The sequence below is a fragment of the Devosia crocina genome (assembly GCF_900116545.1).
GTDB classification, from domain to species: domain Bacteria; phylum Pseudomonadota; class Alphaproteobacteria; order Rhizobiales; family Devosiaceae; genus Devosia; species Devosia crocina.
In genome coordinates this window covers 378,185-400,705 of sequence record NZ_FPCK01000004.1, presented here as the reverse complement: position 1 = coordinate 400,705, position 22,521 = coordinate 378,185, and the positions used below count along the sequence as shown (strand labels likewise).

Genomic DNA, 22,521 nt, shown 5'->3' with positions numbered 1-22,521 from the left:
GGTAACACCAAATCTGCATCAGGTAACACTTTTCCCACAAGCTCTGCGGTTGTGAGAAAAGTGTTACCTCGACACCGATACCGCGTTACCGCGCACCTTTTCATCTGCTCGATTTGTACCTTGCCAGACCTTGCTCCAGCGTTCGCACGACGGAAAATTCCGTCGAGTAACGGGGAAACTGGCATGGAAAAGGTTGATGGCTTAGGAAGAGCGGTAACGCGCCAGAGTACGACCGAGGAAGAGTATCGTAAGCGCCTGGACATGCTCACGCGGCGGGCGGAGACATCCAAAGGGCGCGAGGCGACATTGCTCGAAGTCATTCTCTGCCTTGGCACCCAGGATGACGAATATAGGCCAGCCAGTATCCGAAAATATTACGCTGCATTGGCATGGGCGGTGGACAAAGCCGTCGAGCGTGGCGACCTGGACGATGTGAGCGAGCATGCCCATCGCCAGGCGCTGGCGTCCCGGCCGCGTCCGCGCCCCAAGACCGCTGAGCCACGCACCTCGGCCAGGAAGCGCAAACAAGTCGACAAGTGGGAGTTGCACCGCGTCGGCAAATTCCTGCTCACTCGCGGCACGATCGAGGATAAGCTGCTTGTGCTCCTTCTCGTGCACGGCGTCTTTCTGGGCCTCAGACCTTCTGAGTATTCTGACGCTGATCTGCAAGGATCTCTTTTGGTTGTTCGCACGCGCAAGGCCACCAATGGTCGCGGCCTCGGTGAATTTAGGGAGCTTGACCTTTCTGGTATCTCGCATCAGGAGCAAGCCTCGATCCATCGCCTGATCGAGAGTTTCGCGACCGCCAGTCAGGGCGAGCTGGCGCGTTTGCTGGACAGGCTCGGCGGAAGGCTGCGTCGCGCGTGCCGCCGTGTCGGGGTCGAGCCCTTTGCACTCTACACTACCCGCCACCAGGCCATCGCCAATATGAAGGCGGCCGGCAAGAGCGCGGCCGAAATCGCAGCCGCTGTTGGCCACGGTTCGCTCCGCACTGCCGGCAAGGCTTATGCGCGCCGCAGTTCTGGCTGGAAACTTGAGGCCACGGTCCGTGCAAGCCAGGACATGGTCGACAGGGCGGACGAGAAGGCATCGCCTCCCCTCAAGCTTTCCGAAGCCCTTAGGCCGAAACTTCCCTAAAGATGTTTGTGCCTTGCCAAGGGCGGCGCGAGACTTGGCGCATGATGCTCACGCCGCTCGATTTGATGGATGATGAAAATGAGGGCCCGGACGCCGTGATGCGCGTCTGGGCCGCTTGTGTACCTGCGCCCTCCACCCATCCCTATCTGGCTCGGCATGGCCTGCCGCCAGGCGAGCTCCGTCTCTGGAAGGGCGGTCTTATCGGACCAGTGCGCGATGGCTTGGGCCGCATTTGTGGTCTGCTGATTGTCGACGCCGCCGGGCGTGCGCGGACTTGGATGCCCGAGGGGGGCTCGGCGCATTTCTCCATCGGCGCGTCGGACACCGTAATCATTGCCGTAAGTGATCTCGCCGATGTCTTGGCACTTCATCACATATCCGGGCACCAGGTTTTTCTTGCGACTTCCGTAAGCGATGCCCTCAGTCTTAAGTCGCGATTGGCGGGTAAGCGGGTTTTAATTGCTGGTTTGAGCATGACCGATGCATCCACCCTCGTCACTCCTGAAACGTGGTCGGAAGATTTCATTGTCGCGCCCGAGGGTCAGTCATGGGCCATTTTGCGTCTGCAACTCGGTGGGCTCGCCCGCACCTGGATCGACGATCCCCTATTGGTCTTTCCTGGTGTGACACCGGCCGGGTCCACCTGGCTACGCCGCTCCGGACTGTGGGCTTACGACGAGGATGGCAACCCGTTTAGGGTGTGTGGCCCTGTCATGGCGACAACCGTCATCCGCACTGAAGATGGTACGGATTGGTCTCGGCTGGTCTGGATGATCGATCGTGATGGTGTCGAGCAAAGACTCAAAATCACCGAGCGGGACCTTATTTTTTTCTGGCGACGCGTCGTGTCCCACCTCGTCGACGGGGGGCTTGATATTCACGTCACTTCCGGGATGGCCGTGATCGTTGCGCATCTGCGGCTGGCCCGGATCACCACTCGCTTGCGGCTGGTTGAGCGCGGGGGTTGGCATGGTGATCACTATCTCGGGCCAACCGGAACGGTCGGTCTTACATGTGATGACATGCCTGTGCGGTCCGGATGTTTTGACATGGCTCCCGTCAGTGCAGCGGACGACCTAGCTTTGTGGAAGGATGAAGTAGCCGCACTTGCCATGGGGAATTCGCGTCTGGTCCTCGCCCTCTGTGCCGCTTTCGCTGGCCTTGCCATAGGACTTCTGCCGGGCCAGGGCACCTTTGGAGTACATTTGCGAGGTTTGTCGTCGACTGGTAAATCCACTGCCCTGGCTGTCGCAGCATCCATTTTCGGACCAGCCAGCCGTGAAATTCGGAATTGGCGCGCCACGGATAACGGTGTCGAGGCCATGGCTGAATCCCACCACCATCGGCTTCTGATCCTTGACGAAATCGCGCAGATTGACCCGCGTGCTGCCGCGCAGGTCGGCTACACTCTGGGAAATGGAATAGGTAAGCAGCGAGCCAGTGGCGCGGGACGCTCCCGGCAGCCGGCCTTCTGGCAGTTGGTCTTTTTGTCTAGCGGCGAAATCAGCCTTGAAGAAAAAATCGCGGAATGGGCGGGTGCCCCGGCGATGCGGGAAGGCCAAGTTGTACGCGTCATGGACCTTCCGGCAGATGCAAGTCAAGGGTTCGGGCTCTTTGATACCCTACACGGTTTTTCCGACGGTGCGGCCCTGTCAGACTGTTTCAAAGCCGTCACGAGTCGGAGCACAGGTGATGTTGCCTTGGCCTTCGTCGAACGATTGACCCACAACATTGCTGCGGCAAGGCTTTCCCTGAGCGACCTGCAAGCCCGCTTTCTAGCCGCTCACCTGGGACAGGATGCAGATGGTCTGACCCGCCGCGCCTTCGGCAACTTCGCACTCTTGGCGGCAGCGGGGGAAGTAGCGATCGAATTGGGCATCCTGCCCTGGTCTGCTGGACATGCATTCGAACAAGTCGCGCGCTGCGCTCACGACTGGGCAGCAGCCCGCGGCCCTGACAAGAAGCCGGATGCCTTAGCCCAAGTTCGAGCCTGGCTCGATCGCAATGCTGCCAACTTTGCCGATTGGGGAGCGGCCAGAGGCGATGCCGCCTCAGAATTTGGCTACATTCGGAAGGAGCCGCTAACCTTCCTTTTGCGGCCAAAAGGCTGGCAATCGCTTAGCGAGAGCGGCGAGGCTATTGAGACGGCACTTACCGAGGCCAGATTGGTGCGAAACAGTCCGGCCCGACTGCCGGGCGGAAAGCTGATGCGGTTTCGTATGATAGACGGACGGATCATGCCTTAGCCGTGCAGGTCACATGTAACGGATGTAACTGGCGTAACTCGTGAAGCACCGGGTAAGCGCGGACGTTACCGATGTTACGCCCGTTACACCGTGTTCATAAGTTCAACAAGGCTGGCGCTCGGAACTGCCGCTGCCATCTGGCATGGCGACCGCAATTTGCTTCTCCCGGTTAGTATCAGCCGCGAGTCGCACCTTCGATCCAAGAGGGCAGCGATTTCTGGCGCGGTCGTGCCGATGTCTCATTTGGGGCCGGAAGCGGACTGGCAGCTTTGAATCGCAAAGGGCCAAATGTTGCCGTTAGAAGAGGATCGGCCACGGCGGATGTTCGCTAAGTCGCACTCGTTCCAATCCAATCGCTAGCTCCTAACAGCCAGAAGAGGGGACGGTCTTCGCTGCATCCCCAAGGGGTGCGAACAAGTGTGCTCGTCGCTCAATACCCCGCAAAATGAGAAAATGGTTTGCGTCTTGGATGCTGCTCTGTGATGACAGAAGTGTTGCAGGGACGGAATATGGCTGAACTTCAGTACTTTGACATCGTGGTGGTTGTGCCTCTGGAAGAGGAACTGCTTGAAATTATCGAGCAATTTCCAAGCATCGAAGACCGGAGTTCGCCGACGACCTGGTGCCATGTCGTCGAATCCGGCAGGCCCAATATCTCCATGCTCATCGTCCAGCAACAGAAGATGGGCAAGACGGCAGCCATTAACGCTGCCAACTTCGTACTGCAAAATTATGAAGTTGGCCTCATCGTCTGTCTTGGCATTGCCGGCAGTCTGAGCGGAGACGCGCGGCTTGCCAGCGTGTGCTATTCAGGCAGCATCATCGATGTCTTGGACAACGCAAAATTTGTCGATGTCGAAGATGGCACAGCTGACACAGAGCTCTCCCCCACCAACTACGAAACGCCGCACGAGTTCACGCAGGCATTCAACTACATCCGGACACAACCGACTCTGGCCGCGTTTCATCGGGAGTGGCAGGAGCGAAGGGCCGAGGTCGCTGGTGAATGGGTGCCAGAAGAAGTCCCTGCTCCTGGCGGTGGGACCGAGCTAATCGGCAAGCCAGCGTCGAAGGGGGGCGTCATTGTTTGCGGCTCGGTCAGCAAGAGCCATGTTTACAATGCCAAGCTGCGAAAAATCGATCGGGCCCTGCTTGCGGTCGAGACGGAGTCGGGTGGCGTATTCTCGCAAGCAGACTTCAACGGCAACGTCCCTGCAATCACCGTACGCGGCATCTCCGATTATGCAGACAAGGACAAAGGCCGGCTGGAGGATGCGAGCAAGGGTGGCGTTCGGCGCTTGGCAGCAGCAAATGCTGCGTCCTTTTTGAAGCTGCAGGTCGTCAGCAACCCTTATTTTCATGCGGCTCTTGAACGGCGCCGCGCAGGCAGGCAACAAACCATGGTGCTAGACAATCTGCCTTCCGTGGTACAGCCGTTGAGCGAACTTATGCTGGGGCTTGGCCTGGCAGTCGACGCAGCCCTGCGCAAGCTGTCGCCCGAATACAAGCTCCAGCCCAAAGGCTATCACTTGCCGCTTCCTCGGATTCGGCGCCCTGACCAGACAGATGGTATCTCCACCAAAGTCAACAACACGCCCACCGACGTGGTGGAGGCCTTGCAACTCCAGGATAAGATCCTGGTCAGCCTTCCACGCACTTATCCAGACCACAGTCTTGCTTGGGTACTGGCCGATGACCTGCTGACCAAGGAGTTGGATGGTTGCCAGCCCGTGCCAGTGGTCATCAATGGCGAAGATATCCGTGGCAAGAAGCATGGCTTCAATGATGTGGTGGACGTCGATCTTGACGCCGTCGAAGCGATGGAGGGGACGCGACTGGTACTGATAGTCGACAATATCCCCTTCGCCTCCAAGCACCGCATGGAGCAAATCGTATCCGAAATCGACCGGTACAGCAGCGCGAAGTTCGTCTTCATCACCCGCGCAGGTGATGCTGGACTACTGAAAGAAGCCGACTTCCTAGCCCAGTCCGGAGCCGAACAGTACGAGATTTGCGCCGTTTCGTTTTTTGAAATCGCGCACTTCATTCAAAAGAATTTTGGAATGACGGGAGCCGAAGCTGAGGTTGTTGCCCTTAGGCTGCGAGACACTTTCGATCGTTTCGATCTTGATGCACACCCCACATACTTCGCTGGCATTCCACGCGAAACTCTGACGGCCCTGCTTCAGGCAAACCGGCGATCTGAGCTCATCCAGCTCGCAGTCGACGGTTTTCTCACCTTCATCGTCGCCGGAGATCGCGCGGATGTGGCACTGAGCCGCTCAACCCGCGCACGCTTTCTGCGCAAGCTTGTTATTGAGATCAATGTCGAAAAGCGGAGCTTTCAGCAGGCCGACTTGATTGCATTCACTCGCGAATTTGCGGATTTACATGATTTCGACATTGACCCGCTGGCATTCATCAATGGCTTCGTCGATCAGGGAATTCTGCATTTTGAAGCTGGACAAGTGCGGTTGTCCCTGCCGTTTGTCGAGTCCTATCTGCTGGCTTCGGAACTGCACGGATCTCCGGATCTGGCCTTGCGCTACTTTGATCCGTCGGACGACGGGTTCGACACCGCAACGTTTGACCTTTATGCAGAGATAGGCGCGGGCAAGGAGCTGGTGACCAGAATCGAAGCAGGCCTCAAGCAGTCAATGCTCGCTTTGCGCGATAAAAATCCTGGCAAGCATATCCTCCTGACCGACAGCATCTCACCCAAGAACCTGCGCAAGCCAGAGCGTGCTGATGCTCTGCGCAAGCGGCTTCAAAAGGCTGCGGATGCGGTCCGCGACGGGAAGGATGAGAGCCACGAAAAACAAAAGATGCTGGACCTCAGCGACAAGGTCCGGGAGGCATCGGCCCGGCATCAAAAGGCGATCACAGGCGAGATGCATGAAGAGTCTACCGTGCCCGCCCCATTCATTCCGCTTAATAACGCTGTTCGCTTTTGGGCGATCTCCACTGTGCTACTGGGCTCAGGCGCGGAACATCTCGACGCACAGACTAAGCGATCCTTAAGCTCGGCTATCGTCAGCTCAGCAGCGTTGGTGATCGACGAGTGGTCTCGTCATCAGCAGCAGATCGATTTCGAGGCAATCAAACAAGAGCTCACCACGGACGAAGCTTTGGCCGAGTTGCCTGGGGAAGAGGGCGTTGATGAAAAGCGCAGGTTCATTGATGGTGTGGTCGACATTCTAGAATACTCGGCTATGGCTGAACCACTACGCCGCGTCTTGGGATTTCTGTGCGAGCAGGCCCGTCACCGTGTGCTGGCGCCAAGCGTTGAGGCGTCGACGGTTGTAGGTGCGATCGAGAAGATCATCCACGGAACCTGGCTGGCCGATATCGACACGACCCGTGGCAAGGACAAGCTCCGACAAGCGATCATTGATCTCCCGCCGGCCAACTTCTTCCGAGTGATCCTAGCATCTCATTACCTTGCGCGAGTGTATTGGAACCACTGGCACAAGGAAGATCGCCTTCATCTGCTCAACGCAGCCGAAGAGGTCATTCGACCTCTCGACATGAAGATCAATAAATCTGAGCTCAAGAGGATGATCGAGGCGGAGTCAGAAAAAACGACGCAGGAGAAGAAGCAAGAAGCCGATTTGGCAAAACACTAGTCGAGATATGCGGAAGGTCATCATCAAGCCCCGGGGGCGTTGAGCGATGCTTTGAGGCGTGGATCTGGAGTAATATAGCAAGATGGCGCGAGCGTTAGATTGCCGCTCGGTAATTTTGGTTTTATTGGACCGAGGGGTGCAGGCCGCTAGCGCGTTGTTCGCCAACTCCTGCAACAGGATTCTGGATCGGCGATAGCACGCCTGATGCAAACGGTCCGAGAGCCACCTGATGTTTCGCTGGGCCGAAGGCCGAACACCCATGTCCCGGGTCAGCTTTAGGAGACTTTCGCAAGGGCTTTGAATGGCCGGAATGGGGCGCTAGTAAGCCGCTCGAAGAGCAGCGAAAAATGTTCTCAATCTGGAGCGTCAAGCACTGGGCCGTCAGGAGCGTAATTGAACACTTCGAGACGCATGTCCGCTTCGTTCGGCTTGTGGGCGAGGATGGTAAGGCTCCCCGGCCCGACCGGGATGATCCGTCGCGGCTTCAGCCCCAGCAGGGTCTGGAGCAGGGCGCGGATGACACCACCGTGGCAGACCACCAGCAGCCGATCGGCTTCTGCAGCGGCGGCGCGTGTGGCGGCTGCGGTGCGCGCGGCGAAATCGGACCAGATCTCGCCGCCGGGTGGCGCGAAGGTGCCGGCGCGCCAGCCGCGATAGGCTTCGGGCTCATCGGCGATGATGCGGGCGATATCGAGGCCGGTCCACTCGCCGACATCGACCTCGCGCAGCCCTGGTTCGCGGACGGCGTCTGGGAAACCCAGCAGTTCGGCAGTCTGGTATGCGCGGCGCAGGTCGGAGGTGATGACGTGGTCGGGCGCGAGCTGCTCGACCGTCCCCGCCAGCGCGCGGGCCTGCGCCTCGCCTTTTGCCGAGAGACCGATATCGGCCTGGCCTTGAAGGCGGCGAACCGCGTTCCATTCGGATTCGCCGTGACGGACAAGGAGAAGACGCTTCATGACAGGCGCTCTCCGTTCTCAGCAAAGAGCGCGGCGGGCGCGGCCGGGAGGACTAAATGGACTTTATCGCCAACGGCGAAGCGCGGCGCGGCGTCGACGACGGCGGTGATCCGGAGCGCGCCTTGCGTACCGGTCAACATGGTGCGACCCGCGACCGGGCTGGCTTCGGCGAAATCGAAGGCAAGGCTGCCTTCGACGGGCGTCGCACTGACTGAAAGATCCTCCGGGCGATACATCGCCGATGCGCCGGGTGGAAACTCGGCAGCCCGTGCCGGCGGCAGCGCCGATATCGGCACAAGATTGGCCGGTGGGGTACCGACGAAGGTGGCGACGAAGGCGGTCGCCGGGTTCTGCACCAGCTCTTCCGGCGTGCCGAACTGCTCGACTTTGCCGTGATTGAGCACGGCGACATGGCTGGCCATGGTCATGGCTTCCACCTGATCATGGGTGACATAAACCGAGGTTGCCCCCGTCGCGCGATGGACGCGCAGCAGTTCGGTGCGCATCTCGACGCGCAGCTTGGCGTCGAGATTGGAGAGCGGCTCGTCGAACAGGAGGATCGAGGGGCGCGGCGCGATCATGCGGGCAATGGCGACGCGCTGCTGCTGCCCGCCCGAGATCTCGTTGGGATAGCGGGCGCTGAGCGCTTCGATGCCAAGCATCTTCAGCACTTCGGTGACGCGGGCCTGCCGTTCGGGCTTGCCGAGCCCGGCGACCTTGAGCGGCCAATCGACATTTCCGGCGACCGTCATGTGCGGCCAGAGGGCATAGGACTGGAAAACGAGGCCGGTGTCGCGCTGGGCGGGGTCAATGGTCCAGCCCTTCTGGCCGTCGGAAACAACCTTATCGCCGAACTGTACCTGGCCGCCGCTCGGCTGTTCGAGCCCGGCCAGCATGCGCAGCATGGTGGACTTGCCACAGCCCGAAGGACCGACCAATACGAGGAAGGCACCCTCCGGAACGGAGAAGGAGATGTCGTCGACGGCGTTGGCGCTACCGAAGGTTTTGACGAGATTGTCGATGCGGATCATGGCGGGCACTTACGATTTGAGCCAGGGCTGCGACTTGGCCTGCAACTGATTGGCAAGCAGGGTCGCAGCGATCGAGATCACGAGGATCACGACGGTGATGGCATTGGCGAACTGGGTGAAGCCTTCGGAGGCATAGCGATAGGCGAGGACCGAGAGCACGGGCATGGTCGGGGTAAAGAGCAGCACCACCAGCGACAGGTCGCGCATGATCTTGACGAAGACGATGAGCCCACCGGCCGCGAGGCCCCGGCTGGCCAGCGGCACGGTGATTGCGGTAAGGCGACGGAGGAACCCGGCGCCGGTCATGCGGGCGCTTTCATCGAGGTCGCCCGATACCTGCTGGATCACGGCACGGCCGGTCTGCACCGAGAAGGGCAGGAGGTAGGCGGTGCCGGCGATCAGCAGCAGCACGAAAGTGCCGTAGAGCGCCGGAAACGGGCCGATTGGGGCGCCAAAGAGCGCGATATAGGCGGCGCCGAAGGCGATGCCCGGAACCAGCAGCGGCAGGAAGCTGATCTGGTTGATGGTCCCGGCGAGTAGTCCCTTGCCGTCGCGAGCCAGCACGAAGGCAACGATAAGACCGATGATTGTGGTGGTTACCGCCACCGCAACGCCGAGCGCCATGGTGAGGCCGGTGGCCGAGACAATGAAAGGATTGGAGAAAATGCCGACCTGGCCTTGGGCGATCGATGGATCGGAGGCGCCGGTCCAGTAATGCAGCGTCCAGCTGGAAAACAGCGCCGAGGACGAAGGCGCGAGCGAGGAGGCGATGAGGATCGCGACCGGCACGACGGTGGTCAGCAGGCAGATGATGGCGGCGGCGCCAAAGAGCGGCAGGCGGGCAGGGCCGAGGTCGAAGCGTTTGGCGCGGCCGCCCTTGCCGGTGATGGTAGCATAGGAGCGGCGACCGGAGATCACCTTGTTGCCCAGCCACAGGAACAGCGCCGAAACGACGATGAGCAGGATGGCGATGACATAACCACGGGCGGTCTGGCCGACTTCGATAAGGCCATAAAGGCGCGTAGCCATGGTCTGCATGCGCACCGGCAGGCCGAGGAGGGCCGGTGCGGCGAAGTTGGAAACAGCGCCGGCAAAGGTCAGCGAGGCGCCGGCGATGACGGCCGGCAGCGCCACGGGCAGAACGATGCCCATGAGGATGCGTCCGCGCTTGGCGCCAGCTATCTGCGCGGCCTCGACGAGGTCGGAATTGACCGTGGCCAGGGCGGCGGCAATGACGGTGAACGCAAGCGAATAGTAGTGTGCAATGAGCACGATCAGCGTCGGCACCATGCCCCAGGCCAGCCAGTCAGGCACGGCGAAGCCGAGGCCTTCAAGAAAGCCGGTCTGGCCGCCGACGCGGGAATTGCGGAATAGCGAACCCCAGGCGAGTGCGGTGGCAAAGCTCGGGATCATGAAGGGCAGCGTCGCCATCAATCCGATGGTGCGGCGGAACGGCACGTCGGTCATCACCACGAGCCATGCAAGGAAGCCGCCGATCAGCACGCAACCGCAGGCGACACCGACGCCGAGGATCAGCGTATTGCCCAGCGGCAGCCACAACAGGTTGCGCGACAGGCGACCGGACGTGACGTCGCTCCAGGCCACGATGGCATCCGGATCGAGCGTCTCGAACAGGATGCGCAGCAGCGGGGCTGCAACGAGAACGCCGAGGATGGTCAGCACGAAGAGTTTCAGCGCCAGCCGGCCGTCTAGCCGGAAGGGCCGCGCCAGGGGGCGGGCTGAAGCGAGGGGCATGAGGAAATTCCTGGAAGCTCCCGGCGCATGGCCGGGAGCCGTGGGACAAGATTACTGCAGCGAGAGCACGAGGTCGCCGACATCCTGGCGGATTTCGGCGGTGGCGGCTGGGTCGATCGCCCAGGCCACGAACTCGTCCAGCGGCACCGCATCGGGATGGCTGACGATGTCGCTGCGGGTCGCATAATCGCCGGCGACATAGAAAGGCGCAAAGCCGGCGCCGCCGGTTTCGCTGTCGTCGCCCATCAGGAAATCGATGACGAGTCGCGCGGCCGCCGGATGGGTGGCGGAGGAGGAAACGGCGAGAACGGCGGGGAAGATGATGCCATTGGACGGCGTCACGTCATTGGCCACCTGCAAAGCCCAGCCCTCGTCTTCGTTGTCGCGGCGGTCGGAGTATGAGGTGAAGCCGACTGGCGGATTGTCCTGGCCGAGCGTGCCGACGGCGGCGTTTACGTCATCGGTGGAGGACACGAGGATCAAGTCGTTTTCGAAGAGATCGACGATGAACTGCTGGCCGGCATTCTCGATGCCGTCGTCAAGGTCAATCGCTTCCCCGAACTGGGCTTCATAGGCACTGGCCATTTCGTCGGAGCGCAGCACGATTTCGGTCATGAGATCGAGATAGTCGCCCCGCTGCAGCGGATCGACCATGATGACGCGGCCGGTCCAGTCGGGTGTGGTCAGTTCCCAAAGATTGCTGACCGGGGCACCATCGGGATTGGCGTCCTCGTTATACATCAGCACCTTGGTCGAGAGGCGCTGCGCCAGCAGCGGCTCCTTCTCGTTCTCGTCCAGCAGATCGGCTACGCGCAGCGGCACATAGGAGGTGACGAGGCCGGGCCCCAGAAGTTCGTTGAAAACCACCGGCGCGTCGGAAATATAAACCACATCGGCGCTGGCGATATTCGCGCTGGCCTCTGCCTTGAGCCGAGTGATCTGCTCGGTCGACGACATGTCATGGCCGATCAGGTCGATGCCTGGATAGGCTGCTTCGAACGCCGCTTCCACGGCTGCAATGCGGCTTGTGAACGAGTAAACGGTCACTGTGCCTTCGGCCTGGGCCAGCGGCAGCAGTTCCTCGGCCGTTAGTGAATCGAGATCCTGGTCCTGCGCAATGGCTGGGAAGGCAAGGGCCACGAGGGCCGTCGAAAGCAGCAAAGTCTTCTTGTCCATCAATTCCTCCTTGGGGATGGCGCCTCCATGCGCCTTGTGGATGCACACGCATTTGCACGATGGCTGTGACATGCATGTGAACTTGCAGAAATTGGACGTGCGTGTTTCCTCCCTTGCACGCCCTTCAGTCGAAAGCGTCGATGAGCTGGCCCAGGGTCTCGAGATATTCGAAAGAGGCCCTGGGATCCTCCTTGGCCATGGCCAGCACCAGCGCATTGCAAATGGCCATGGGAACCGTAAGCGTCTGGAACGCATCCTGCGACCCCGTACGAGGCGCAAACAGCAGGTGGTCGGCGGCCGGTACCAAAGAAGGACCGACGCTGCCCGAGACCACCACGGATGTCGCCGACTTGGCGCGCGCATGATTAAGCAGCGCTCCATAATGGGTCGGCTGGCGGCGGAAGGCAAAGGCGATTATGGCGTCATCGCTGTCCATTCCCAGCACCTGCTCAGCCAGATCGCGGCCCTCGCCAGCCAACAACACGGTATCGCGGCCCATGCGACGCAAGCGCCGATCGATCAGCACCGCCAGCGCCTCCGCATTGCCGCGGGCGAAGACGTAGATGCGCCGCGCCTTGAGCAGGGCGTGGGCGGCAGCGAGAAGTGTGGCGTCGTCGACATAGCGCTGCAGGCCGGCCAGCGCCTCGATCTCGCGGCTGACGAGGTCGGTGACTAGGCCCGCTTCACTTGTCTGTTGCAGCGTGTTGCGAACGCGGGTCGCTGGATCGGTGCGGACGATGAATTCTTCCTGGATCGCTGCACGGAATCCAGCATAGTTGGGGTAGCCGAGCTTCTTGGCGAGGCGCGAGGCGGTGGCTTCATGCACTCCGATGCGTTGAGCAAGCCCGCTCGCGGTACCCAGGGCGATGTCGCGCGGGTTGGTGATCACCTGCTTGATCAGCAGCTGCTCGGCCGGCGTCAGCGTTTCCGCCGCTTCCTTAACGCGCTCTAAAACGGACATCGGCTCCTCCAATGTCCCCAACTTACATCATGCACGTGATCTTGCAAACCCCTTTTCTAATGCAAGCAGGCTTGCATTACTTTCGCGCACTGCGAGCGTCGGCTTTTAGGACTATGTTGACAATGGTCGAACGTCTGCAATGGGGCGCCATGCAGACTATAGCATCGCCATAGATCTCGCACCCCCTTGCGCTGTTTCGATAATCCTCTATGGTTTGCGCCATCCACAGGGGTGCTCCGTATTGCCGGGGCTGAGATGGGGGCTGCAAGCCTTCGGACCCTAAAGCTGATCTGGGTAATACCAGCGGAGCGAGGCGGTTCATGTTTTCTGGCGCGCAGATTTCCCTTTATCCCATGACCGGCGATTTCGTCGGCGTCATCATGAGTGCCCTTGGCGCGCTTGATCCCTATCGCGATAGGTTGCGCATAGAGACCGACGACATTTCCACGCTGCTGGTCGGGCCACCCGAAGTGCTGTTTCCGGCCTTGCGCGATCTATTCACGTCCGCGGCCCGAACCGGCGTTCATTGCGTTCTTTCCGCCGCAATCTCGCGCGGCTGTCCGGGCGAACCGGACGATGCGATCTGCCAGTCCACGCACTTCGCCGGAACGATGCCGCCTTTGGCTGAACGGCAGGCTCTTGCCTTGGCCGCAGTCGAAGACGCGCCGAAACTGGATGTGTTCTCGGTGGCGCAGCTTTCGCTTTACGTCATGGGCGAGGACCGGCACATGGACGAGATCTACGGCTGCATCGATTTTCTCAAATCCTCAGGCATCTTTGAGAAGTCCAAGCACTTCGCCACCAAGCTCCGCGGCGACACCGGCGCACTGTTTGCCACGCTGGAACAGGCATTCTGCCGTTTCGGACCGCCCGGGGGGCATGTCACCATCGACCTGACTGTATCGGCCAATAGCCCCAGCCCAGGCTGAAGGCGGAACGTGGTCATGTCGATGCGATCGATTTCCTCGGGCACGTCCCGTGTTTTCAGTGATGCCTGGCCGGCGGTGACGTCGATCTCGGCACTCATTCTCGCCTGGGAAGCCTACGTCCAGTTCTCAGGCATCTCGCCCACGGCTCTGTCGGCGCCATCTCGTGTGCTCATCCAGGGGTTCGAACAGCGCGAGGCTCTGGCCAGCCACACGCTGGCGACGCTCCAGGCAACGCTGTTCGGCTTTTCCTGTTCGCTTTGCGCGGCGTTCTTGTTTTCGCTGCTGCTAGACTTCTTTCGTCCGCTGCGCCGGGCGCTGTTTCCCGTCTTCATCATCACTCAGACGCTGCCACTTGTGGCGATCGCGCCGCTGGTCGTGCTCTGGTTCGGTTTTGGCCTTACGCCCAAGATCGTGCTGGTCGCGTTGGTAACGTTCTTCCCGATGCTGGTCGCCTTGGTGCAAGGTTTTGAGTCGACTGACCGCGACATCGAGGCGCTGCTTGCCTCCATGGGCGCGTCTCGCCGGCGCATCTTCGTGGCGGCACGGCTGCCCTCGGCTCTGCCTTATTTTTTCGCCGGGCTCAGGATTTCCATCACCTATGCCGTGGTCGGAGCGATCTTCGCAGAATATGCCGGCGCCGTGCGGGGCCTGGGCATCTACATTCTCAATGCCAAGAACAATTTTCGGCCCGACCTGGTTCTGGCTGCCGTGTTCGTCAGCGCAACGCTCACCCTCTGCCTTTTCGGCGCAACAGTCCTGCTGCAACGCCTTGCCATGCCTTGGGCGCGCATCGCGGAGTTCAAGCCGTGAGCAAGGCGCGGCTTGAACTCCGATCGGTTTCCAAGCGCTTCGACGATCTTGAGGTGCTGGCCGATGTTAGCCTTTCCGTTCAGCCGGGTGAATTTGTCTCCATCCTGGGCCCGTCCGGCGCCGGGAAGTCCACCATACTGCAACTGCTGACCGGCGCGCTCAGGTATGATGGCGGCAGTATCCTGTGCGACGGTGCGCCGCTTGAAAGTGACAGCCACCGCTTCGCTTTCATGCCGCAGCGCGATGCGCTGATGCCCTGGCGCCGCATCATCGACAACGCCACCCTCGGCCTCGAAGTACAGGGCATGAGCCGCGCGGCCGCGCGTGAAAAGGTGCAGCCTTTGTTTGCCGAGTTCGGGCTGGCGGGCTTTGAACGACACTACCCGTCCCAGCTTTCGGGCGGCATGCGGCAGCGTGTCGCCTTGTTGCGTACCGTGGTCCAGCAAAGGTCCATGCTGCTGCTCGATGAGCCTTTCGGCGCCCTCGACGCCCTGACGCGGGCAAAGATGCAGCGCTGGCTTTCCGGCATGTGGACGCGCCACGATTGGACGGTGCTGCTGATCACCCACGACGTGCGCGAGGCAGTGCTGCTGTCCGACCGCATCTATGTGCTTTCGCCGCGCCCTGCCAGCATTCTGCGGCACTACGATATTCCGCTCCCACATCCGCGGCCTCCCGCCGGGGACGCGACGCTCCCTGCTATTGAAGCGGATATCCTGCAAACCCTTCTCACTCTCGAGGAATGACCATGCCGCACCTTCGTGCCGTTCTGACCCTATGCGCCGCCCTGATCGCCACCCCGGCGGCGGCGCAATCCATGCCGGTGAGTGTGGCGCTCGACTGGACGCCGAACACCAATCATATCGGCCTCTTTGTCGCCGAGGCTAAGGGGTTCTACGAAGAGGCCGGCCTCGACGTAGAAATCCTGCCCTACAGCGACACATCGGCCGCCGTCTTGGTCGCCAACAACATTGCCGACTTCGGCGTGCTCGGCTCCATCGGCCTCTTCACTCAGCGGACTGCCGGCGCTGATCTTGTCGCGACCTATGCACTAGTTCAGACCGAAACCGGGCGGCTGGTGTTTAGAGCCGATCGTGACGACATCCAGACCCCTCGCGACCTTGACGGAAAGATTTATGCCGGGTTCGGCAGCGGCTGGGAAACGGCGATGATCGGCACCATTATCAGGCATGATGGCGGGGAGGGCGCGTTCGAAACCGTGACCTTGGGCACCTCCGCCTATGAAGCGCTGGCCAATGGCGCCGTCGATTTTACGCTCGAAGTCTACACCTGGGAAGGCGTCAAGGCCGAGCGCGACGGCCCGGCGCAACGCGCCTTCCGCTATGCCAATTATGGCGTGCCCGACCAGCATACCAACTTTCTCGGAACCACCGGCGCTTACCTTGCCGAACATCCCGACACCGCTCGAGCCTTCATCTCCACCAGCCGGCGTGGCTATGCCTATGCCGTGGAATACCCGGAGGAAGCCGCCGACATTCTGGTTGCGGCCAATGCGGACACTCTGCTCGACCGCGAGTTCGTCCGTGCCTCGCTCCAGGCGATGATTGATGGGCACTATCTTCGGGCCGAAGACGGCACAATCGGCACTATTGATCCCGGCAAGATGGAGGCGATGGGCGGCTTTTTGTTCGAGGCTGGTCTACTCAAGGATGGCAGTGGTGCCACAGTAGGCGAAAAGCCGGACTTTTCCACCTACTACACCAATGATCTCCTCGGCATGGAGCCATGACCACCCGCCGCATGGGGCTGAACGCCGTCATCTTTGGGCTGGGCAGCCATGAGGCTGGCTGGCGCATGCCCGAGAGCGATCCGCTGTCGTCAACCAACCTCGAATACTGGATCGACATTGCCCGGCGGGCAGAAGCCGGCGGATTTGATGCCCTATTCCTGGGTGACGTGCTGGCGTTACAGCAAAGCGCCGATCTGCACTTGTCCGACGCATTGGATCCAATCGTCATCCTGTCTGCATTGGCTGCCGTGACGAAGCGAATTGGTCTTATCGGCACCGCCTCCACCAGCTTCGATCACCCCTATCATCTGGCACGGCGCTTCGCCTCGCTCGACCATATCAGCAGGGGTAGGGCGGGCTGGAACATCGTCACCTCCTCCAATGCACTTGAGGCGCAGAACTTCGGGCTCGATGTGATGCCCGAACATGACCAGCGTTATGCCCGGGCGGTCGACGTGGTCGAGGCGACCCTGGCGCTCTGGAATTCCTGGGATGAAGACGCCCGGATTGTAGACAAGCAAGCCGGGCGCTATTTAGATCCAGCGAAGGTCAGGACGGTCAACCATGACGGCCCCTTTATACGCACGCGCGGGCCGCTCAACGTCCCGCGCTCTCCCCAAGGTAGACCGTTGCTGGCGCAGGCCGGATCATCGGAAGCCGGTAGGGATTTTGCGGCCCGCTATGCCGATCTGGTATTCATCGTGCAGTCGAGCCTGCCTGAAGCGCAGGAGTTCTATGCGGACATGAAGGCCCGTGCCGTGCGCCTGGGCCGGTCTCCGGAGAGCCTCCGTGTCTTCCCTGGCATCGTGCCCATCGCCGCCGCAACGCACGAGGCGGCGGAAGCGCGTCTAGCGCAGATGAACAGATTCATGATCATCGAACATGTGCTGGCCAAGCTCTCCGAGTTCCTCGGAACCGACCTTTCCAGCGCTGATTTGGACGCGCCTTTACCCGCACATGTGGGATCGGGCGCTCCCAACCAGTCCAGCCAAAGTCGCGTTGCCGTGCTTGTCGGCATTGCCCGGCGTGAGCAGTTGACCTTGCGCCAGCTCCTTTCACGCCTCGCCAGCGGCCGCGGCCATCTTCTTGCCGTTGGTACAGGACCTGCGATCGCGGCCAGGATGCAGGAATGGTGTGAGGTCGGCGCCGCCGACGGATTTAACGTCATGGCACCTGTGATGCCGCAGGACCTGCAGAGCTTCATCAATCTCGTGATGCCGCACCTGAACATCTCGGTCGGCAACAAACCGTAGAGCAAGGCTTTTGAATGACCGCTATTGAGAAGACGATCAATTGACATGAGCGTCCGAAAAGGGCGCCTTGCGGATCGGCAGCTCCCGACCCCCATTACGGGACACAGTCCCGGTGAAAGCTGCCCTCGAAACAGACGTAAAACCAGCGAAATCCTGCTTTCTAGAGAGCTTTAGCGTTGGCGTGTCTGAACCGCACCGGGACTGTCGGAGGCTTTAACTCCCAAGTAGGATAGAGCCTGATGAGCAAGACAACGAACAAGTTTTCCCCTGAGGTGCGGACCCGAGCGGTGCGGATGGTGCTGGAGCATGGCGGGGATTATCCGTCGCGCTGGGCTGCCGTGGTTTCGGTTTCCCAGAAGATCGGCTGTTCGGCCCACACCCTAAACGACTGGGTGAAGAAGGCCGAAGTCGATGGCGGGCGGCGTGCTGGCGTGCCCAGCGATGTGGCTGAGAAGCTCAAGGCTTTGGAGCGAGAGAACCGGGAGCTGCGGCAGGCCAACGAGATCCTGCGCAAAGCCTCCGCATATTTCCCCCAGGCGGAGCTCGACCGCCCACTGAAGCGATGATCGCCTTTATCGACGAACATCGTGGGCATTACGGGGTCGAGCCGATCTGCAGAGTCCTGCCAGTCGCCCCATCCACATATCATGAGCATGTTGCCCAGCAAGAGGATCCCTCGCGGCTGTCGGCCCGTGCCCAACGCGATGGAGCGCTAAAGCCTGAGGTGATGCGGGTCTTTGCCGAGAACTTCTCGGTCTATGGCGTCAGGAAAGTTTGGCGGCAGATGCAGCGGGAAGGGTTCGATGTTGCTCGATGCACGGTGCAAAGGCTGATGCGGGAGCTCGGCCTGCAGGGTGTCATTCGAGGAAAGCCGGTTCGCACAACGATCAGCGACAAGGCTGCTCCTTGCCCGCTCGACCAGGTAACCGCCAGTTCCATGCCCCGGCACCCGATCGGCTCTGGCTTTCGGATTTCACCTATGTCGCCACATGGGCCGGCTTCGTCTACGTGGCCTTCGTCATCGATGCCTATGCTCGCCGCATCGTCGGATGGCGTGCGTCGAGGACCGCCCATGCCGGGTTCGTTCTGGATGCCCTGGAGCAGGCCCTGCATCATCGGCGGCCACTGCATGGAGGCGGCTTGGTCCACCACAGCGATAGGGGCAGCCAATACGTCTCCATCAAGTACACCGAGCGACTGGCCGAGGCCGGTATCGAGCCCTCAGTGGGCAGCGTTGGCGACTCCTATGACAATGCCTTGGCTGAAACCATCAACGGCCTTTACAAGGCGGAGGTCATTCATCGACGCGGCCCCTGGCGCAGCTATGAAGCGGTAGAGTTCGCCACACTCGAGTGGGTCGAGTGGTTCAACAACCGGCGACTGCTCGAGCCAATCGGCAATATCCCTCCGGCCGAAGCCGAGGCAAATTACTACGCCGCGCTGGATCAACCGGCCATAGCCGCATAACTTAAACCAAATAACCTCCGGTAAACCCGGCGCGGTTCAGGTCGACATCCATCTAGGTCACGTCGGATCGCGCGTGACCTTTGAACCGGCTGCTCGACATCAACCGTTCATAGTCGACCCCATATCAGCCCTTCAGCCTCCCGACGTAACGATCCAATAACTGTCGCTGGCTAACAAGTTGGCGGCAGACAGTTTCGTTTAGTTTCGATTGTCTTGCGCAACGCTGTAACACCGCCGCTGATGGCCTCGAGGCCGGCACAATGGCCGGCCCTTTTTGCCTTACCGCACCACGTAGACGATCTGGCGCGATGACGGGTCCACCAGCACGGGCTGACCATTGATGTAGACGTACCGATAGTTGTAGTCCGGAATGGTCTGGAGCGTCACGGTCTCCGGCACGCCTGCACCAATGACCACTTCGCCATCAAGATAGACCTGATCCACCGGATTTGAAGTCACATAGGTCCGTGCAACCTCTGGCGGGTCAATGACCGCACCGGCCGTTGCACCAGTGCCGGCACCGATTGCCCCGCCTACCGCAGCTCCGACAGGACCCGCAATCAGCGCACCGGCGACCGCACCGGTGACAGTGCCAGCTACAGCGCCGCCAGCTGTGGCGCCGGTGTCCTGGTAAGTGACGGTAGCCAGACCAACATCGGCATAGCGCTCGGTCAGAACGACGGTCTGGCCGGAGAGGTCAGCGGTCAGATAATCAGAGTAGGACCAACCGGAAACGCCGTCATAGTTCACCTGGCACCACTTGCTGGCCTGAAGGCACCCATCGACCAGCGTGGTATCACCCGCTGCAATGAAGCCGACGGAAGGATAATGCGGCCCCGGGCCGGAGCGAATGTTAAGTTCGGCTGTCGCGGTGGCGGTGGTCGTCTGCGCCAAGGCGGTGCCGGGAACTGCTACCGACGTCAGGGCCAAGGCAATAAGGGCAAAGTGCTTCTTCATAGAAAGTCTCCAAAATTCGGATTGCTCCGGGTCTACTCACTGTTAGAAATTGATTTAGTCGGTCACTGTAACGCTGGGCAGGTCGACATTAACCGAGCCGCCGTTGCTCGAAATGCCGCCGTTGACGAGCCAGAGGACCGCGATAACCGCGAGAACGGCTACGATGACGCCGACAATGACGCCGGTCGAACCGCGATCACTGGTGACCACGGTTTCGGTGGTAGATGGACGTTCGATGATGGTTTCGCGCTCAATAGGCATGGATGCTTCCTTGGTTGTTGTTTACAGGCCGTAGACGAAGCCACGGACCGGCTGATTTGGTTCAAGAGGCGGGTGTTTCGGGCTTGACCATCTCCTCACCCAAGGGGGCGGAGAGATCCTGCGTCGACAGGATCAGGCCCGCGGACGCGATGCAGGCAAGGACAAGAATGCCCAGGAAGATAAGAACAACGGTCATCGGTCCCTCCTCTTGAAATCGCCCTTCTGACAAGGGCGGCTAGCCCGGCCAGCGCCGGGCCGTTTTCGTGTTAGGCGTTGACGATCAGAACGATCTGAAGACTACTCGGATCGACGATGACGATGCGGCCATCATCGAGCATGAAGAAGAGAAAGCCTTTGTATTGGGGGACGATCTCGACAATGCGTACAGGCACCGGTTGCAGGACGATTGTCTGCGGCACAGCCGTGCCGATGGAGATGTCGAAGTCGATATCGGCGGTTACCACCGGCTCCACTTCCACCTCGGTGATGACGGTACGGATCTCCGTCTGCTGTTCGGTCGAAACTTCGACACTGCTGGCGGCAGCAGCGCCGACGTCAGCGCCGGTGGCAGCATTGGTATCTGTCGCAGTGCTCGCACCGGTCGTTGTGCCGGTAGTGGTGCGAGGGTTCGTGTTGGTGGTCGTGCCAGTACCTGCATCAGTGCCTTTGCCACCGGTTCCACTGCCATCGGTCGTCTGCGTGGTTGTGGTCGCACCTGCGCCAGCATTAGCGTCAGTGGCCGTAGTGGTTCCTTGCGCCATTGCAGCAGAGGTGCCAAGTGCAAGTATCAGAGCCAGTGCGGTCGAAAGTCTGCGTGTCATGGTCCTACAACCTCTCTGAAGGCTGCCTCCTTGATTTGGGTGACCAATCAACGAGAGAATGGAAGCTCCGTTCCTCCTAAACCATTGTTTTTATTGCTACTTTATGCCAACGGCTTGTGTCAGGCAATTGTCAGCTTAAGGCCGGCTGCGGTAGCAACGAGCCTACAAATCTGATGCGCGCTCCACGAGCATGGCCGCTCGTACTCTCTGTGATCGCTTGGCCCCGACAGGAATGGTGACCTGCTGACTGTTGTCAGTTGCTAACGGGGGAAGACTACCCAATGAGGAAAGGTGACCAGGGTAATCAGTGCCCCGACTGCGACAACAAGAGGAACGGTGAAGCTTGCCGTATTCCATGGTGGAGGCAGAAACCGCGTTGCAAGCTTTACGACTGCTAGCCCTAGGAGCCCATAGAGGATCAGGTCGACCACGATAGCGATCCAGAGAATGTCCACGCAAGCGCTCCTGGTCTGAACAGAGCAAACGACAAAGCCTTTCAACTCTATCGCGTGTTGATGACCAGAGACAGCCTCTCCCTCAGGATGCCCTTAACAGGGGCGAAATGCGGGTTATGAACCGTGGGACCAGACGACAAGCTTTAGTTCACCACGTTCCTACGCTGTGTGGGCGCTTTAACATATGTGTATAGCCCCTTTCGGCCTTTGGTAGGACATATCTTCTGCCAAGGGGGAACCATGTTTCGCATCATTACGACAGCTCTGCTCTTCTCGATTTCGTCTGCTGCAATGGCCTCTGGATGGATGGTCGAGCGTTTACGGGGCGAAGTCACGATCCAAACTGCTCAGGGTTGGCAACGGGCAAAGGTCGGGCTCGAGATAGGCGATGGGACGCGCCTGCAGACTGGCAGCGGCAGCCGCATCGACCTTGCCCGTGGGCAGGACCGTTTCTCTCTTGGTGCGAACACTGTGGTGCAGATAAGGGATGCAGGCCCGGAACTCATGACCTCGATAGTCCAGTCGACGGGGGTCGTGTCCGTCGACGTCGAGCGTCGCAACGTTCAGCACTTCTCGGTGCAGACGCCATTCCTGGCAGCAGTGGTCAAGGGAACCAGATTCACAGTGGTATCCGATCGCTCCGGAGCACATGTCGAGGTTGAACGCGGCGTCGTACAAGTTCAGGACAGTTCCAACGACCTGGTCGCCAATATCCATCCCGGACAGGAAGCGGCAGTAACTGCAGAAGTTGGCCTGCAAGTGGCAGGCGCGGGCCCGGCACATGTCTATACCTCAGAAGGCGTTCTGATCAGTAGGGACGGTAACGTCCCAACCGGCAACACCTCGCCAACTGGCAATGAGGCAGAGGGACAGGCTGAGCGTTTGAGTGTCACGACCTCTCCTCGGGAAGTTAGCCCCGACGCGGCTGGT

18 protein-coding genes, 2 pseudogenes, 1 riboswitch and 1 other annotated feature are annotated in these 22,521 nt (G+C 60.4%); of the genes and pseudogenes, 10 read left to right on the top strand and 10 right to left on the bottom strand.

Annotation, left to right across the window (positions count from 1 at the left end):
- Positions 1–183: 183 nt before the first annotated feature.
- The 3 genes from BM364_RS17900 to BM364_RS17890 all read left to right on the top strand — a co-directional run bounded on the left by BM364_RS17900 (position 184) and on the right by BM364_RS17890 (position 7,009).
- The gene (locus BM364_RS17900) at positions 184–1,137 is read left to right on the top strand and encodes a site-specific integrase (RefSeq protein ID WP_092427080.1); all 954 of its coding nucleotides are present in this window, start codon (positions 184–186) and stop codon (positions 1,135–1,137) included.
- A gap of 41 nt (positions 1,138–1,178) precedes the next feature.
- Positions 1,179–3,383 (top strand): TOPRIM and DUF927 domain-containing protein, encoded by a 2,205-nt coding sequence (locus BM364_RS17895; RefSeq protein ID WP_175528664.1) that lies wholly within the window; start codon positions 1,179–1,181, stop codon positions 3,381–3,383.
- Positions 3,384–3,892: 509 nt separating this feature from the next.
- On the top strand, positions 3,893–7,009 hold the full coding sequence (locus tag BM364_RS17890) for a phosphorylase family protein (RefSeq protein ID WP_175528663.1): 3,117 nt from the start codon (positions 3,893–3,895) through the stop codon (positions 7,007–7,009).
- A 353-nt stretch (positions 7,010–7,362) separates the two neighbouring features.
- Here BM364_RS17890 and BM364_RS17885 read toward each other — a convergent pair whose 3' ends face one another.
- The 5 genes from BM364_RS17885 to BM364_RS17865 form a co-directional block, all read right to left on the bottom strand.
- On the bottom strand, positions 7,363–7,965 hold the full coding sequence (locus BM364_RS17885) for a histidine phosphatase family protein (protein WP_092427071.1): 603 nt from the start codon (positions 7,963–7,965) through the stop codon (positions 7,363–7,365).
- The gene (locus tag BM364_RS17880; RefSeq protein WP_092427309.1) at positions 7,962–8,996 is read right to left on the bottom strand and encodes an ABC transporter ATP-binding protein; all 1,035 of its coding nucleotides are present in this window, start codon (positions 8,994–8,996) and stop codon (positions 7,962–7,964) included. The genes BM364_RS17885 and BM364_RS17880 overlap by 4 nt, the downstream gene beginning before the upstream one ends.
- 9 nt (positions 8,997–9,005) lie before the next feature.
- On the bottom strand, positions 9,006–10,751 hold the full coding sequence (locus tag BM364_RS17875; RefSeq protein WP_092427068.1) for an ABC transporter permease: 1,746 nt from the start codon (positions 10,749–10,751) through the stop codon (positions 9,006–9,008).
- A gap of 51 nt (positions 10,752–10,802) precedes the next feature.
- On the bottom strand, positions 10,803–11,927 hold the full coding sequence (locus tag BM364_RS17870) for an ABC transporter substrate-binding protein (RefSeq protein WP_092427306.1): 1,125 nt from the start codon (positions 11,925–11,927) through the stop codon (positions 10,803–10,805).
- Between the two features lie 124 nt (positions 11,928–12,051).
- Complete coding sequence (locus BM364_RS17865; protein WP_092427065.1) at positions 12,052–12,888, bottom strand: MurR/RpiR family transcriptional regulator; 837 nt, start codon at positions 12,886–12,888, stop codon at positions 12,052–12,054.
- A 217-nt stretch (positions 12,889–13,105) separates the two neighbouring features.
- A riboswitch (TPP riboswitch) is annotated at positions 13,106–13,218 on the top strand.
- Here BM364_RS17865 and BM364_RS17860 point away from each other — a divergent pair.
- From BM364_RS17860 to BM364_RS17835, 6 genes and pseudogenes are all read left to right on the top strand, one after another.
- Positions 13,209–13,817 (top strand): YkoF family thiamine/hydroxymethylpyrimidine-binding protein, encoded by a 609-nt coding sequence (locus tag BM364_RS17860; RefSeq protein ID WP_092427303.1) that lies wholly within the window; start codon positions 13,209–13,211, stop codon positions 13,815–13,817. It overlaps the preceding riboswitch by 10 nt.
- Before the next feature lie 21 nt (positions 13,818–13,838).
- Positions 13,839–14,627 carry an ABC transporter permease gene (locus BM364_RS17855; RefSeq protein WP_092427300.1) on the top strand — a complete coding sequence of 263 codons (789 nt, stop codon included), beginning with the start codon at positions 13,839–13,841 and terminating at the stop codon, positions 14,625–14,627.
- Positions 14,624–15,373, top strand: a complete 750-nt coding sequence (locus BM364_RS17850) for an ABC transporter ATP-binding protein (RefSeq protein ID WP_092427062.1) — start codon at positions 14,624–14,626, stop codon at positions 15,371–15,373. The genes BM364_RS17855 and BM364_RS17850 overlap by 4 nt, the downstream gene beginning before the upstream one ends.
- A gap of 2 nt (positions 15,374–15,375) precedes the next feature.
- Positions 15,376–16,377, top strand: coding sequence for an ABC transporter substrate-binding protein (locus BM364_RS17845; RefSeq protein WP_425284919.1), 1,002 nt, complete (start codon positions 15,376–15,378; stop codon positions 16,375–16,377).
- On the top strand, positions 16,374–17,630 hold the full coding sequence (locus BM364_RS17840) for an LLM class flavin-dependent oxidoreductase (protein ID WP_092427055.1): 1,257 nt from the start codon (positions 16,374–16,376) through the stop codon (positions 17,628–17,630). The genes BM364_RS17845 and BM364_RS17840 overlap by 4 nt, the downstream gene beginning before the upstream one ends.
- Positions 17,631–17,869: 239 nt before the next feature.
- A pseudogene (locus BM364_RS17835) lies at positions 17,870–19,097 on the top strand (IS3 family transposase).
- Positions 18,151–18,267, top strand: a sequence feature (AL1L pseudoknot). Its footprint overlaps the pseudogene before it by 117 nt.
- 279 nt (positions 19,098–19,376) lie before the next feature.
- Here BM364_RS17835 and BM364_RS17830 read toward each other — a convergent pair.
- The 5 genes from BM364_RS17830 to BM364_RS18270 all read right to left on the bottom strand — a co-directional run bounded on the left by BM364_RS17830 (position 19,377) and on the right by BM364_RS18270 (position 21,591).
- Positions 19,377–20,054, bottom strand: coding sequence for a DUF1236 domain-containing protein (locus BM364_RS17830; protein ID WP_092427052.1), 678 nt, complete (start codon positions 20,052–20,054; stop codon positions 19,377–19,379).
- A gap of 54 nt (positions 20,055–20,108) precedes the next feature.
- Positions 20,109–20,315 carry a hypothetical protein gene (locus tag BM364_RS17825; protein ID WP_092427049.1) on the bottom strand — a complete coding sequence of 69 codons (207 nt, stop codon included), beginning with the start codon at positions 20,313–20,315 and terminating at the stop codon, positions 20,109–20,111.
- Between the two features lie 61 nt (positions 20,316–20,376).
- Positions 20,377–20,511: a hypothetical protein gene (locus BM364_RS18800; protein ID WP_280140662.1), complete on the bottom strand. Its 135-nt coding sequence runs from the start codon at positions 20,509–20,511 to the stop codon at positions 20,377–20,379.
- A gap of 70 nt (positions 20,512–20,581) precedes the next feature.
- A complete protein-coding gene (locus tag BM364_RS17820; protein ID WP_092427047.1) occupies positions 20,582–21,136 on the bottom strand; it encodes a DUF1236 domain-containing protein in 555 nt (184 codons plus the stop codon).
- A gap of 260 nt (positions 21,137–21,396) precedes the next feature.
- Entirely contained in the window at positions 21,397–21,591 is a 195-nt protein-coding gene (locus tag BM364_RS18270) for a hypothetical protein (protein WP_139232628.1), read from the bottom strand.
- Between the two features lie 240 nt (positions 21,592–21,831).
- Here BM364_RS18270 and BM364_RS18910 point away from each other — a divergent pair.
- A pseudogene (locus BM364_RS18910) lies at positions 21,832–22,209 on the top strand (FecR domain-containing protein); the annotation flags it as partial.
- Positions 22,210–22,521: the final 312 nt, after the last annotated feature.

What these genes read in the sequence shown, in the direction of transcription:
- BM364_RS17830 (WP_092427052.1), bottom strand. Translation starts at nt 20,054, where the DNA reads ATGAAGAAGCACTTTGCCCTTATTGCCTTGGCCCTGACGTCGGTAGCA.
- BM364_RS17865 (WP_092427065.1), bottom strand. Translation starts at nt 12,888, where the DNA reads ATGTCCGTTTTAGAGCGCGTTAAGGAAGCGGCGGAAACGCTGACGCCG.
- BM364_RS17885 (WP_092427071.1), bottom strand. Translation starts at nt 7,965, where the DNA reads ATGAAGCGTCTTCTCCTTGTCCGTCACGGCGAATCCGAATGGAACGCG.
- BM364_RS17825 (WP_092427049.1), bottom strand. Translation starts at nt 20,315, where the DNA reads ATGCCTATTGAGCGCGAAACCATCATCGAACGTCCATCTACCACCGAA.
- BM364_RS17820 (WP_092427047.1), bottom strand. Translation starts at nt 21,136, where the DNA reads ATGACACGCAGACTTTCGACCGCACTGGCTCTGATACTTGCACTTGGC.
- BM364_RS17875 (WP_092427068.1), bottom strand. Translation starts at nt 10,751, where the DNA reads ATGCCCCTCGCTTCAGCCCGCCCCCTGGCGCGGCCCTTCCGGCTAGAC.
- BM364_RS17870 (WP_092427306.1), bottom strand. Translation starts at nt 11,927, where the DNA reads ATGGACAAGAAGACTTTGCTGCTTTCGACGGCCCTCGTGGCCCTTGCC.
- BM364_RS17860 (WP_092427303.1), top strand. Translation starts at nt 13,209, where the DNA reads ATGTTTTCTGGCGCGCAGATTTCCCTTTATCCCATGACCGGCGATTTC.
- BM364_RS17855 (WP_092427300.1), top strand. Translation starts at nt 13,839, where the DNA reads ATGCGATCGATTTCCTCGGGCACGTCCCGTGTTTTCAGTGATGCCTGG.
- BM364_RS17880 (WP_092427309.1), bottom strand. Translation starts at nt 8,996, where the DNA reads ATGATCCGCATCGACAATCTCGTCAAAACCTTCGGTAGCGCCAACGCC.
- BM364_RS17895 (WP_175528664.1), top strand. Translation starts at nt 1,179, where the DNA reads ATGATGCTCACGCCGCTCGATTTGATGGATGATGAAAATGAGGGCCCG.
- BM364_RS17900 (WP_092427080.1), top strand. Translation starts at nt 184, where the DNA reads ATGGAAAAGGTTGATGGCTTAGGAAGAGCGGTAACGCGCCAGAGTACG.
- BM364_RS18800 (WP_280140662.1), bottom strand. Translation starts at nt 20,511, where the DNA reads ATGACCGTTGTTCTTATCTTCCTGGGCATTCTTGTCCTTGCCTGCATC.
- BM364_RS17845 (WP_425284919.1), top strand. Translation starts at nt 15,376, where the DNA reads ATGCCGCACCTTCGTGCCGTTCTGACCCTATGCGCCGCCCTGATCGCC.
- BM364_RS17840 (WP_092427055.1), top strand. Translation starts at nt 16,374, where the DNA reads ATGACCACCCGCCGCATGGGGCTGAACGCCGTCATCTTTGGGCTGGGC.
- BM364_RS17890 (WP_175528663.1), top strand. Translation starts at nt 3,893, where the DNA reads ATGGCTGAACTTCAGTACTTTGACATCGTGGTGGTTGTGCCTCTGGAA.